Below are 13,717 nucleotides of genomic sequence, written 5' to 3' on the forward strand. Positions count from 1 at the left end.
ATCCAGGCGTCCAGCAGGCCGGCCGCCTCCAGGGCCGCCTCGATGCCGGCTTGGTCGGCGGGCGGCACTTCCGGCCGGAACGCCAGCAGGCGCCACAGTGGTGCGCCCGGCCGTGGCGACCGGGCGGCGGTGCGGGTGCGGGGCGGCACCGGCGGCAGATCGGCGGCGGTCGCGGTGCGTTCCAGTTCCTCGGCGAAGCGGTCGCGCCGGGCGCGGGCGGCGTCCCGGTCGGCCCGGGCGGTCGTCTCCTCGACGGTGATGGCGCTGTCCGCCGCGCGGGCGGCGGCCTCGACCAGCGCGAGGACGTCGGTCTCGACGGCGGCGCGGGAGGCGAGCTCCTCGGCGTCATCGACGCGCAGTTCGGTGCAGTCCGACGTCGCCCACCGGCGCAGCAGGTCGGCGTGCGCGTCGACGGCGGTCTCGTAGGCGCGGGCGTTCCCGTCGCGGCGGGCGGTCGCCTCGGCCAGGCGCTCGCGCGCCGTGTCGAGGTGGTGCTCCGCCGTCGTCCGGTCCGCGACGGACCGCTCGTGGTGTTCGACGGCGGCGCGGACCCTGGTGATCTGGCCGTGCCGCGAGGCGACCGCGCCACGCAGCAGGCGGCGTGCCGTGCGCCCTTGCTCCCCCGTGTCCCCGGACGTGCCCGGTGGGGTGTCGAGCACCGTCTGCACCTCGGTGCAGAGGGACTCCATGGCTGCTCGCCGCGCCGCGCCCCGGGTGTCCTCCCGGGCGGCGCGGGTGTGCTCGGCCAGCTGCTCGGAGCGCAGCCGCGCGTCGTCGGCGCGCCCGGCGTCCTCGTCGGCCGTGTGGGCCTTCCGGTCGGCGGCGGCGCGGAGGCGGTCGGCCGTCCCGGCGGCCTGGTCGGCCCTGCGGCGGAGCTGGTCGAGTTCCTGGCCTTGCCGGTAGACCTCGGAGTCGAGCAGCCCCTCGATGGCGCCGTCGATCTCCTGTCGCCGGTGTTCGAGCTCCTCCTTCGCCGCCCTGCTCTCGTCGCGCCGGCGCAGGGCTTCGGCATGCTCCTCCTCGCTCTGCCGGGCGATGCGGGTGAGGTTGTCCATCTCGGTCGTCGCCGAGACGAGCGCCGCGGCCCCGGCGCGCAGGACACGCTGGGCGTAGCCGCGTTGCTGGTTCGCGACGGCGGTGGCCGCGGCCACTTCGTCGTCCAGGGTCTTCAGGTGCTCGCGCTGGCGGTCGAGGCGTTCGAAGCCCTCGGCGAGTTCGGTGATCTCGCCCTGGCCGAGCGGGGGCAGGGCCCGGGAGAGCAGGGAGGACAGCAGCGAGGGGTCCAGGCGCTCGGAGAGCTTGGGGGTGCGGAGTTGGAGCAGGGCGGTGATCAGGGCGTCGTAGCGTTGCTCGCTCAGCCCGGGGAACAGCGTGCTGCGGACCGTGTTGCGGTAGTCGGCCGGTGATCCGTGCAGCTCGCCCCGGCCTTGCAGGGCTTCGGCGAGGGCCGCGCGGGTGAGCGGCTGGCCCGCGTCGTTGACCAGGGCGAGGCCCCCGGGGCGGTCGATCGGTGCGCCGGTGGTGAAGTAGTCGGCGGTGACGTTGGTGGTGTGCACGCTGGCCTGGAGTCTGGCGCCGCAGGTGAAGTGGACGGGATCGCCGTCGTCGCGGACGAACTCCAGCCAGACGTACCCGACGCGGGTCTTGCCCGAGGTGCCCTCGCCCATCAGGTTCCAGTGCATGGTGCGCTCGGAGCCGCCGAAGGTGGACAGCCGGTTGGGGCGCAGGCTGGCGTCGAGCAGGAACGGCAGGAGCACCTCCAGCGCCTTGGACTTGCCGGTGCCGTTCTGCCCCCGCAGGAGCAGCCGGCCCTCGTGGAAGGTGAAGGTCTCGTCGTAGTAGCGCCAGACGTTGAGGATGCCCGCCCTGGCGGGCTGCCAGCGCGCCCCTGCCGCCGCCGCGCGAGGGGCGGGGGACTGCGGAACTTCCGTGACGGTCATCGGAGTTGCTCTCTGGTTCAGTTTGCGGGGAGGTCGGCGACAGTGGTCCGGTACCGGAACGCTGCGGGGCGGGGGACGGTGCGGTCGCCGATCCGTCGGGCCAGGCCGAAGTCCCTCAGGACGCGCACCGCATCGGCGGCGAGGCGCTGGGCTCCGTCCTCCGACTGGTAGCTCTTCGCCCACTGCGGGAAGCGCCGCAGGAGTTCGTCCGCCTCGGCCGTGAGCTGTTCCGGTGTCAGCCCGCCCGGGGCGGCCGTCAGCGGTTCCAGCAGGAGCAGGGCGGCCACCCGGGCCGTCGCGGAATCGTCCGGGAAGCGGCTGTCGGTGGCGATCCCGTCCGGGTCGACCAGCAGCAGTCCGTCGGCCCGTTCCTCCAGGACGAAACCGGCCTGCTCGGCGGCGCGCCGGACGATCTGGCGGCCGGTCGGCGAGGTGAGGTAGGCCAGTTCGTCGGCGGAGAGCTCGTCGTGGTGGAGGACGGGATCGTCGAAGAGCCGGCGCAGCAGCGAGTGCCGCAGCCGGAGGTTGCGTTGTGCGTCGGAGGCGTCGGCACCGCCGTACCGGCTCTCGCGCACGGTGCCGCGCAGGAGTTCCTCGTACCGCAGCGGTATCTCCTCCGCCGGTACGGCCAGCCGGGACGGCCCGACGGGCGCGGCGAGCAGCCGCATCAGCACGGTGGCGTCCACGCGGTAGAGCACCTTGGCCTGCGCCGAGTCGGCGAAGCTCTCGGTGACACCGTCCACGATGAGGAGCGCGCCGTAGGACTCCAGCAGCTTGAGGACGTCGACGAAGGCCATCCGCTCGGGCTTGCTCGCCGTGTCGAAGGGCGGCAGTGCCTCGTCGGTGGCACAGGCCTGGACGACGCGGTCGGCGAGGAGGCCGACCGTCGTCACCGGGACGGGGAGCAGCTCGGCGGCGACGACGCACAGCAGGATGTAGCGGCGGCGGTCGAACGGCGCCCTGCCGGAGCGCAGCCGGCGAGCGGGGCGCGAGCCGTCCGGGATGGCCCGGATCTTGAACAACCGCGCGTACCCCAGGCGCGGCTCCACCACCAGCTGCCAGCCGCAGTGGTAGTCGAACCACTTCGTCAACGGGTCCTGGCGGCGGCGGATCAGCTCGAAGGCCGGCGGGTCGCCGCGCTCGGTGACCAGCGGCCGGCCGAGCAGCAGTCTGACGCCCCGGGCGACGTCCTGCCGCTCGGCCAGGACCAGTTGGTTCGCGAGGGTGCTCATCGCGTCTCCCGTCCGGCGGGCTGCCGGGTGCTGCCCGGGCTGCGGATCTCCACCAGATAGTCGGGCCCCTCCAGTCTCCCCCGGGGCGTCCGCAGGACGGCGCGTCCGCCACCGGGCGACGGCCGGAGGACGACCTCGACGCGGCCGTCCGACGTGACCGCCCGGCGTGCTCCGCTGCCGTCCGGCCGGACGACCAGTGCCCGGCCGAGAAGGTCGAGCAGTCGCTCGAAGACCGCGTGGTCCAGTGTGCCGAAGCCGGAGAGCCGTACCGGGCCGTCCGTGCCCAGGACGTCCCAGGCCGCTTCGAGTTCGGCCCGCTCCTTCCGGGCCCGCTCGGCCCGGGCCGCCTTGATGCCGCCGACGTCGCGCACCTTGCCGGTGCGCGTGAACCGCTCGGTGCGACCGCTGGTGCGCAGCAGGGCCGAGACCTCCACCGGCGGGGCCTGCGCCCAGGTACCCGACGAGGGCACCAACTCCGGGTCCGGGTGGGCGAGATGGGCGTGGCGGGCCGGCCCGAGCCCGAAGGCGGCCGACCACAGGCGGTGCAGGTCGTCCTCGCCGGGCGCCGCGGCGAACCAGCGGGCCAGTTCCCGGAAGTCCTGGACGGCGCTGGACGAGCGGCGCCGTGACTCGGTGATCCGGTCGAGGACCTGGAGGAGCGTCACGATCGCGCGACGCGCGACGTCGTGCAGCTGTTCCACCCGGGGCCGTGACCCGTCCGCCGGCCGGAACCAGGCCCGGAGGCCCTCCCAGCGCGCCCGGCGCCGCTCCAGCCAGGTCGGCGCGGGATCGCCGTCGGCGACCGGCGGCCACTCGGCGCCCCGCAGGGCCCGAGCGTGCAGCAGGCTCACCCCACGCTCCTCCACCCGCTCCACGGCGGTGGCAACCGTCTGACCTCGCTGGTCGAGGTTGACGAGGAACTCCTGGAGGTAGGCCACCGTCGCGGCCTTCACTTCGCGGAAGGTCGCCAGGTCCGCACCTTCGGCGCGCAGCAGGCGCTGCAACTCGCCGTTGAACGCCTTGGTGTTGGCCAGCAGCGCCTCCAGGTGGCCCTCCAGCTCCTGCAGCGTGGTGAAGACCCGGCGGTCCGAGGACGCGGAGTGCCCCAGCAGGACGTACAGCTCGTCGAGCCGGTCCGCGATCGCCTCCAGCACCGCGGTCTGGAGTGCCCCCGTCGAGGCGAGCACGGACAGGGCGTGCTCGACCCCGGCGAACGCGGCCTCGCCGCGCCGGGTCAGCGAGTACTGGAGGTTGCGGCGCTCGTACTCCTCGGCGGTGCGGTAGTTCTCCGCGTGGTTCTGGACGACGTCCAGCAGCTGCCACTCCCTGAGCTTCCGCAGCGCTTCCTGGAGATCGTCGTCGTGCACCGCGTCGAGCCAACCGACCGTCCGCAGACGGGTGCGGACGTCGTCCAGCCCGAGCGCGGTCTCCAACCGTTCGTTGGCCGCGCCGAAGGCCTGGAGGATCGCACCGTAGAGCTCGGCCTTCTCCCCCGTCGTGAACCGGAACATCTCCGGCGGCACCCTGCGCACCTGCTGCCTTCCCCCTCCGTCGGGTACCACAGTACGCGGACGCACCGACACCCTGTCGTGCACGAGGTCGAGGTCCCGGGCCCCGGCCGCGTTGGCTGTCAGAAGCCGGAGAGCGCGTCCAGCAGGTCCTGGAGCAGGGCATCGTCGATCGGCGTGCGATGGGCGAGCTTGTTGCGTGCCCGCCGGAGCGTACGCAGCCGGCCGAACTGCTCATCGGTCAGGGTGATGTCCCGGTGCACCGCCGCGTCGTAGAGCTCGCCGAGTTCCATGGACGCCGGATCCGCCGAGGAGCCGTTGGCGTCGCGCAGGGACTGCCGGACGTAGGTGTTGACCAGTCGGGTGACGCCGCGCACCGCTATGCGCGGAAGCAGTTCGACGAAGCCGACGCGGGCGTCGTCGATGAGGGGCAGGAGGACGCGGTTCTGCGCCTGCCAGACCAGCTTGTCGAGTTCCGTGCCACCGGAGCGGGGCGTATGGCGGATCTGCCCCTCCCAGCTGTCGACCAGGCCTGCCGACCACGCCTCGCGCAAGCCGTTCTCGGGGAGCGGCGCGTACGCCGCACCGGGCGTGCCCCGCCCCTGGGAGCCCTGCGCTACGGCGTCGTCCGCGAGGCAGCACTCGCGCAAGGCGGAAGCCAGGTCACCGGTCCTGCCGCTCCAGACCTTTGCCAGCTCCACCGCCAGTCCCAGATCGGGCCCGGCCGTCTGGACCACGGTCTCGCGGCGCAGGGCGTGCTGGATCAGCTTGGTCGGCGTCATGCGGTTGTGGGCCTGGCCGAAGCCTGCGTGCGGAATCGCATCGGCGACCACGGTGGCCGTGTCGAGGTGGTTCCAAACCCCCCACCACCAGTGCGGCCGTGACACCGTTCCGTCGAGGAGCCCCATGGTGTCCGCCTCCAGGTCCTGAAGGCGGGAGGCCACCAGCAGCCGTGGACGATCGCTCGGTTCGAGGCCGGCCTCCTTCACGGCGGCTTGGAAGCGGCGCAGCAGCCGGGAGAGCACGTGCGGGCCCGCCTCGGTCCAGGCACGGATGACGAGCACGGGCGCACGGCCGTCCGCGTTGCCAACCAGTTCGGTGACCAGGTCCCCGTCCAGGCCGAGACTGCGAGCCAGGCGCGCGGGGACGTCGAGGTCCGAGCCGTCGGCGAACCGGGCGTCGACGGCAGGTGCGAGCGGTGGGCCCTCGGACGTCCGGATACCCCCACCGCCGAAGACTCCGAAGGGATCCCAGCCTGCGAAGCCGTCGTCGACATCGGGGGCGTCCTCGAAGCGGTGGCCGACCGACTCGCCCCCGATGCCGAGCGGCTCTCGAGAACCCCGTGCCTCCGGCAATGCCGCGACCGGAGCCGGGCGAGCAGCCGTCTCCTTGCCGGGAACGTCCACGACGTCGTCCAGGCCGTGGATCACCTCCTCCACGGCTCGGTCCGCACGGCCCGAGTCCACCTCGGCGTCCGGAAACAGCCAGACGCAGGTCAGCCCGGCGCGCAGGTCGGCAAGCACCCCGGCGCAGTGGCGTCGTGCGCCCGGAAGGTACCGGACCGCCTCCGCGGACAGTGCGCCGTCCGGATCGATGAGATCCGTCACGCCGCCCCGCCCTGCGCGCTCGCCACGGTCTTGAGCGCGCGGAAGGTGACGCTGTCCACGGTGAGGACCTCGCCGTCGTCGTCGAGGATCCCGAGCGCCTCCAGATCCGCCAGCAGCGCCTCGGCCTCGTCCAAGTCGTCGTCGAGCACGACGGCCAGGTCGTGGGGAATGGCGTGGGCCCTGCCCTGCCGGTGCTCCTCCAGGCTGAACATGTCGGCCCAGCCGGCCATCTGCTCGACACGGCGGTCGGAGAGACCGGCCCGCTGCAGGTGGTTGCGGGCGAAGTCGAGGTCGTCGGTCCGGGCCCGCACCATGTCGAGGAGCTTCTCCCGGGGGGCGCCCTGAAGGTACTGGGCGATGGCGTACTCGACGAAGGCGGGCCAGCCCCCGGTCACCTCGATCAGGTTGCGGCGCTCCTGGACCGAGACGAACGGCTGCTCCGGCCACGCTCGCAGACTGGTCGCGTTCCAGCGCTGCGGCTGCGTCCGGAACACCTCCGGGAAGTCGGGGCCGAGCGCGGTCAACGGGTCGACGACGGCCATCGCGCGCCGGCGCGGGATCTCCTTGCCGTCCTCCTCCGGCGTCGAAGAGTACGTGGCGAGTCGGTCGACGGCGGCCCGCAGGTCCGCCGCGGGAACGCCCCGCAGATCGACGAAGAGCAGGTGCGGCGAGCTCTCCCGGGCCCTCCTGGTGACCGTCTGGGGCAGCTCCGCGGGCGCCACGGGCACGACCTGACACTCCCTTCCGACGTGCTGCTCCGCGGCCTTGGCCAGGGAATCGGCACCGAGCGCGGCCGAGGCCGTGATCACCGCAGTGCGCCAGGACAGCGCCTCGTGCCACTGCTCGTCCGTCAACGGACTCATCCGCATGATCCGTCGGCGGTCGACGACGATCGACCGGCGGGCGACACGGGGGTTGTAGTCGTAGTTCTGGGTGAACTCGCTGGTGCGCAGCTCCGCTTTGAGCTCGTCGCGGGTGCCGAGCATGTTGACGAGGTTCGGGCTGCGCATGACGAAGCTGTTGCTCCGCCCCGGGAGCGGGAGGACCAGTCCGAGGCCCTCCATCTCCACCAGGTCGGTCCGGACCCCGTCCACGCCGTTCTGCTCCGGGAATCCGTCCGGCCACACCCGGTGCGCCTCCTCCTGCAGTTCCTGGGGCGTGTAGCCGCGGGCGTAGCCGTCCGTGAGGCTGCGCAGCGCAAGGATCAGGGTCAGGACCCGGTACCGGTCCTCCAGGTCGATGGTCAGGCGGAGGCGGTCGCGGATCTTGTCCCGGATGCCTCCGGAGGCGACGACCTTCTGCACATCGGCGTTGGTGATCCGGGGGCGCCCGCCCTCCGCGGACAGGGAGCGGCCCTGCATCTCCTCGACCAGACCCTCGCAGACGATCTGGACGAGGTTGGCCTGGTTGTTGGTCAGCGCCAGGATGCTCCAGACCAGATCGGGGTTCTCGAAGAACAGCCCGACCGCGGCCAGCGGTTCGATGACCAGGTCGATCGCGGCCTTCGCGCGCAGCGGACCGACCAGGATCGGCTCGCCGCCGTGCCCGGTGATGGAGTTGGTGAGCCGGTTGTAGCGCTGCACCTGGTGCAGACCCGCGAACACGATCTTGAACCGGCGCTCGGTGTCGGCCATCAGCTTCATCAGGCCGGTGAGCGTCCGGAAGGTCGACTGCGCCCCCGCCGTCTCGACCGGCCGGGCATCCGCGTTGAGGAACGCGTCCGCCTCGTCGGCGAGGAAGAGGATGCGGCGCTCCTCGCTCTCGCTCAGCCACTGCTGGACCCCGTCGCCGACGGCGGTGGCGGTCGCGTGCTCCGAGACGCTGCGGTCGAGCACTCCGGCGTCCTGCAACTGCTGGGCCAGCACGCTCCAGATCTCCTGCGGGAGCCGACTGAGCCCGATCTCGGCGAACCGCAGGTCCGTGTAGACCGCGACCTGGTTGCCGCCGTGCCCCGACCCGAAGCTGTCGGCCACCTGCCGGAGCAGCGAGGACTTGCCCAACTGCCGCCCGCCGTAGAGGAAGAGGCCGCCCTCGCGGGCCATGATCGTACTCTTCTCGTCATCGCGGCCCTTGAACACCTCGGCGGCGACCTGACCGGCCTGGAAGGGCTCGTACGGCCGGTACGCCGCCCACGGCAGCGTCACCCGCTGCACCGCCCGGAAGGAGCGGACCTCGCCTGCGGCGATCCAGCCGAACACGGCCGGGTCGACGACGATCGCCTGCTGCGGCTTCTGGTGGGAGGCCTGGGCGAGACGCCGGCGTCCGCTGATGCCGAGCGGCTGCAGGTAGAGGATGATGTTGGCCCCGAGCGCGGACTCGGGCAGGTGGCGCAGCAGGGCGTCGGGGCCGAGTTCCTCGGTGCCGACGATGAGGACCCGATAACTGCCCCTGGCCCTGGAGCCGATCCGGGACACGTAGCCCGGGACGTTGTCGCTGATGTCGGCAGTGATCGAGAGCGTCATCACCTGCCAGTCCTTGCGGTCCTGGTCCACCAGCCGGACCGGGCCCTTGACGCTCAGGCCGAGCATTCGCAGCACGCTGGGGACGTGCTTCTGGAAGGAGTTGCGGCGCTCGCTCAGCCGCCCGAGCGCCTCCCAGGCCTCCAGGGCGACCGTGACCGCGTCGGTCTCCGCCTCACCGGAGCGCCCACGGGCGTAGTGGTCGAACCACCAGCGCGCGCCGACTCCGGCGCTGCCGGCCCTGGGCGACTCCGGGTGACGTACCCCCTCCAGGAAGGCGGCCAGCTCGATGCCGGTCTCGGCGACCTGCTCCGGGATGCGGTCGCCCTTGCGGGCGAAGGAGAGCAGTTCCTCGGCGGTGGCGACGTCGCCACGGTCGATCAGAGCGCCGATCCGGGCGAGGTCCGCCTCGTCGAGGTTCAGGTCGACGAGTTGCTCGCGAAGTTGGTCCGTCTTCTCGGACATCCTGTCGTGGAGTTGGGCGACGACGCCCTGCACCCGCTCCAACAGACGACGGAACTGCAGACTCCGTTCCGCGGTCTTGAGGTCGAGGAGCCGGGCCGCCAGATGGCTCTCCTGCTCGGGGGTGAGCAGGTTCTGCAGGCGGACCTGCGCGAAGAGGTCATCGGCCTGACGCAGGGTCGAGTCGGCCTTGAGACGCCACTGGGCCTCGGCGTCACCGAGCCGGCGTCGCCACACGTCCAGCTGGTTCGCCTCGACTGCGGAGACGGCGCCCGGCCGTCCGGCTGCCGCGAGGTCGACGAGTCGCCCGGCGATGTGCAGGTCACCGCGGTCGAGGTGGGCGGTGAACGCCTTGCCCGGGTCGAGCGGGTTCAGGAGCTCCAGCAGGGCGTCCAGGGCGTCCGGTGCGGCGAGGTCCGGCACGTCCTGGCCGTCGGCCGCCGTGGTCCAGGCCAGACGCGGCAGGACAAGCAGCGCGTCGGTACCTGGGAGGCCGGGCAGGGCCCTCGGGACACCCCGGGAGCCTTCGCTGCCGATCCAGTCGAGCAGCAGCCGGACCGCTTCGCCGCCGGGCCCCGGCAGCAGTGCCGCCTGCCGCGCCGCACGGACCGCGGCGACCAGCTCGCTCCCCAGTCGCCGGCTGTCGCCACGCGGTGGCATCTCGGCGACCTGAACCGCCTCGCGCAGCAGCGCCGTCACCTCCCCGATGCGCCCCCTCAGCTGGTCCAGGGCCGTCGCGATGATCTTGGTCTTCCGCTGGTTCGGCGAACTGACGCGGCGCGTCGTCTCCTTGATGATCCGATCGATCGCGTCGTCTTCCCCGTACGTACCCTCCAGGTCCTGACGAAGCTGGTCGGACGTGGCGCCGCCCACCGACCATGCCGCGATCAGGTTGAGGGTGTGCCCGAGCTCCGCATCATCCTTGAGCAGGGTCTGGAGCACCCGGGACGCGAGCTGGTAGGCCGTCTTGCTGGTCCCCAGACGAGCCTTGAGGGCCGCCGCACGGTCACGCAGATCGGCCGGGTCGACGGTGTCCTCCGGCCCGAGCCGGGCCTCGTCGCCCGGCTGGACCGAGACCCCCCTGCGGATTTCCAGTGCCAGCGTCCGGAAGAGCTCGTTCCAGACCTCGGGCAAGCCGGGGAGCTGTGCGAAGTCGTTGACGATCGGTAGCGCCCAGCCCGCCTGCAGTCCGCTGCGCACCGCGGCGGCCAGGGCGATGAGGTAGCCGTCCCGGTCCTCTGCGGTCGGCAGCGCCTTGTCCTCGACGCTGATCTGCAGGGTCATCGCCGCCTGCTGCCCGGGGGCCAGCCCGAACGCCGACGTGGCGAAGGCCAGGGACTGGCACCGCTCCTGACGCTCCCGGGCAGCCCGGGTCAGCCAGTACGCCTCGGCCAGCCTGCCCTCGGCGATCATCCGCTCGACCGGGGAGGAGTCGTCGCCGGTCCGCGTCCAGACGTCGGTCGGTTCGACGGCCGCTGATGCCTCGACCACCTCGGCGGCCTTCGGCTCGGCTTCGATCGACACCTGCTTCGGGATGCCGAGCGGGTGGACGGCCCGAGCTTCCGCCGACTGCCCCGACGCGCCGATCGGTTGGTTGACCCCGGAGGCGGCGGCGGTGGTGGCGGTCCTGGTGCGGCCGCTCGGCTCGTCCGCGGTCCGCGAGGCCGCAGCCGGCCCCGCCGGCGCGGGGGCCGCGTTAGCGAGCGCCGGCTCGGGTTCGGTCGCGCTCTCGCCTGCCGCGGGCTGCGCCTGTGCGGTTCCCGGGTCTGCCTGCTCCCCCTCGGAAACCGGCGGGTCGAGGGTGTCGGTGAGCTGCTCGGACGCCTCGAAAGCGGCCACCGGCGGCCGCGCTTCGCCCTCGGCCGCGGCGGGAACGGCACCTGCTCCCGCCGGCGAGGGCAGTTCCTCGCCGGCGGCGCCGCCCGTCGTCTCCGACTCGGCAGACTCCTCCGGACGGGTGCCGTCGACCGGGCGGGGCACGAGCCGCTGTCCGCCGATCGACCGCAGCTCCCGGAGCCGGGCGTCAATGGCGTCAACCTCCACCTGCAGCGCGATCAGCACGCCCGGATAGCTCACCTCGCCCAACATGGCAACGAGCCTCCCGCGCTCGGCCACTGCCGCCGCGATCTCCTCGTCGGCCCTCGCCGAGCGGACGTCCGCCAGGATCCGGTCGAGGTCATCATGGGTCTGCGTAGCCACCCACTCGACGTCGGTGCCGAGTCCGAGCGCCAACTCGGCCATGGCCGCCCGCTGACCGAACCAGGCGTCCACTGCTGTGGACAGGTCGGCGTCCCGCCGCCCCACACCTCTGCGGACATCCACCGCCAGGCTCTCCAGCCGCCCAGCCAGTACCTCCCCCTCCCTGCGCAGGCGGTGCGCAGCAGCTTCGAGCTGCTCTGGCAGGTCGTCAGGCACCGAGTTCTCCCTGTCTGCGGCTTCGGATCGCGTGCTGTGCGGGTCGTCGCACCGGGCCTCCTGCGAGGCCGTGCCGGACGCGCGTGCCTCCACTCTGCTCGCGCGTCGGGGGCGTTTCGGCTCGGGCCAATCCGCCGGAGTGGCAGCGGCCTTCCACAGGGTGTCCCACTGCTCCAGGACATGACTGCGCTCGGGCACGTCCTCGTCGCCCAGCGGATACCAGTGGAGGGCGAGGCAGGCGAGCGCCGGCGGCAGGCTCGTCAACGCCACCCGCATGCACTCGGCGTCCGCGCCCCGCAGGCCCTGCTTCGCGAACCCCTGCTGACGGGCCATCCGGTCGGCTACTTCGCGCCCGACTTCGGCGATGCGCAGGAGCAGGTCCGCGGGAGCCTTCGCGACCCAGGAACGCATACCCGCGGCACTCGCGCGGGCCTGCCGGGTCGGTTCGCCCTTGTATCCGAAGGGGCGGCCGTGCACGACGGCGATGAAGGCGAGCAGGTGCTGAAGGGCGTCCGGCGGCTGACTGGAGAGCCAACGGCGGAGTTCGGGAGCTGGCGGCACGGCGCCCATCCTCACACGGTCCCGAGGCCATCCGCAGGGGAATCGGCCAGTACAGCGGTGCATCTCGGCTTTCAAACCCATGAATTGACGAGACGTCATGCACACGCATGGGCAGTGGGTCGGCCGGACACCGGAGGAGCGGAGTCCGGCGAATCGGAGTTCACCGGACGCGACTGAGAACTGGTTGACCTGACCCGGGCTCGATGACCGTAAGGCTGCGGGCCGCGCCCCATAAGCGCTTCTTCGGATTCCTGAATCCCCGCTTCTGAATCCCTCATCGTGCGTAACATTGCACTCACTCTGTGAAATTTCACAGCCTGAAGGATATTTCCCGACGGATAACGATGCGATAACAGTGGACTAGACCGGTCACGCTGGATCTCACCAAATCGCCCTCATGAAGCACCTGTTGACCAGCGACTCTCGCCACCTACGCGCGTAGCCCTCAAGTCTCCCGGACTTCGCCGTTCCGGTTCGGACGTGGCTCTGCCAGACTCCCCCGCATTCGGATTCACCTCACGGGGAGTGAGATCTGACGCATGCACAAACACCGTAGGAAATCACGCCGGTTGGCCGTGGCGGCGATCGCCGCCGTGCTGGCCGGCGCGGCCGCGCTGGGTATCGGCGCCATAGCCCAGGCGGGCCTGGTCAAGGGAACCGTCATCGGGGGACAGGGGAACCACAGCACACTCAACGAGCGTGTGCTTCCCACACTCTCGGGCCGGATCTCCGGCCAGGCCGCACCGGGCGACCGCATCCCGATGATCTGCCGCACCACGGGCGACACCGTCGAGGACGACAACCGCTGGATCTGGTCCGGCGCCTACTACATCGCCGACGCCTTCATCAGCGAGGACACCGGGAACCTGCCGCTCTGCACTTCCACCCGGCCCACCAGTTGGACGGCACTCGACATCACCATGCAGAAGCAGGTCCAGGACCAGTGGTGCTGGGACGCCTCCGGCCTGACCATCGCCACCTACTGGGGCTACCGCCAGTACAACCAGTACGACTTCTGCCGGCTGGCCCAGCAGGGTCGCTGGCTGGACTGCAACGACCGGCCCGCCACGCTGGACGACCTGGCCAACGGCCTGTCCGCCATGGGCTTCCGCAACAGCGGCCACGACCTGAACCGCAACGCCTCGTTCGGCGAGGTCACCAACGAGATAGCCAATGGCCGACCGTTCGCGGTGCGCATCGGCTGGACCTCGGGCGGCGGGCACATGAACGTCATCTACGGCTACGACAGCACCAGCAACATGATCGCGGTGGGCGATCCGTGGCCCAGCACGCAGACGTACACCTGGTGGAACTTCAACACCTACGTCGACAACGGCTCGTTCCAGTGGACCCACTCACGGATCGGCATCCACGCGTGAGGAGACAACCAACGATGAGGACCCCGAAGGTGGTCGCCCTCACCGCCGCCGCACTCGTGGCCGTCGGCGCCGCCACGACGACGGCCACGGCCGACAGCGGGAGCGACGTCCCCGACTACGGCGCCGCGCAGCAGGTGCTGCGCTCCGGCCGGAC

General features: G+C 71.8%; 6 protein-coding genes. 1 reads left to right on the top strand and 5 read right to left on the bottom strand.

The annotated features are described in order from the left end of the window. The 5 genes from AB0O00_RS17280 to AB0O00_RS17300 form a co-directional block, all read right to left on the bottom strand. Positions 1 to 1,940: TIGR02680 family protein (locus AB0O00_RS17280; RefSeq protein ID WP_363652590.1), on the bottom strand; the 1,940-nt coding region annotated here is incomplete at its 3' end. A 17-nt stretch (positions 1,941 to 1,957) separates the two neighbouring features. After that, positions 1,958 to 3,172 (bottom strand): TIGR02678 family protein, encoded by a 1,215-nt coding sequence (locus tag AB0O00_RS17285; RefSeq protein ID WP_363652592.1) that lies wholly within the window; start codon positions 3,170 to 3,172, stop codon positions 1,958 to 1,960. Further along, entirely contained in the window at positions 3,169 to 4,683 is a 1,515-nt protein-coding gene (locus AB0O00_RS17290; protein ID WP_363652599.1) for a TIGR02677 family protein, read from the bottom strand. Before AB0O00_RS17290 ends, AB0O00_RS17285 begins: the two co-directional genes overlap by 4 nt. A 119-nt stretch (positions 4,684 to 4,802) precedes the next feature. Next, positions 4,803 to 6,086 carry a hypothetical protein gene (locus AB0O00_RS17295; RefSeq protein WP_363652594.1) on the bottom strand — a complete coding sequence of 428 codons (1,284 nt, stop codon included), beginning with the start codon at positions 6,084 to 6,086 and terminating at the stop codon, positions 4,803 to 4,805. A gap of 197 nt (positions 6,087 to 6,283) precedes the next feature. After that, entirely contained in the window at positions 6,284 to 12,184 is a 5,901-nt protein-coding gene (locus AB0O00_RS17300; protein WP_363652596.1) for a hypothetical protein, read from the bottom strand. 539 nt (positions 12,185 to 12,723) lie between these two features. On the opposite strand from AB0O00_RS17300, the gene AB0O00_RS17305 reads away from it, so the two are divergent. Then, positions 12,724 to 13,563: a papain-like cysteine protease family protein gene (locus tag AB0O00_RS17305; protein WP_363652597.1), complete on the top strand. Its 840-nt coding sequence runs from the start codon at positions 12,724 to 12,726 to the stop codon at positions 13,561 to 13,563. The last annotated feature ends 154 nt before the right edge of the window (positions 13,564 to 13,717 follow it).

This window comes from Kitasatospora sp. NPDC093558 (genome assembly GCF_040683475.1).
Lineage (GTDB): Bacteria > Actinomycetota > Actinomycetes > Streptomycetales > Streptomycetaceae > Kitasatospora.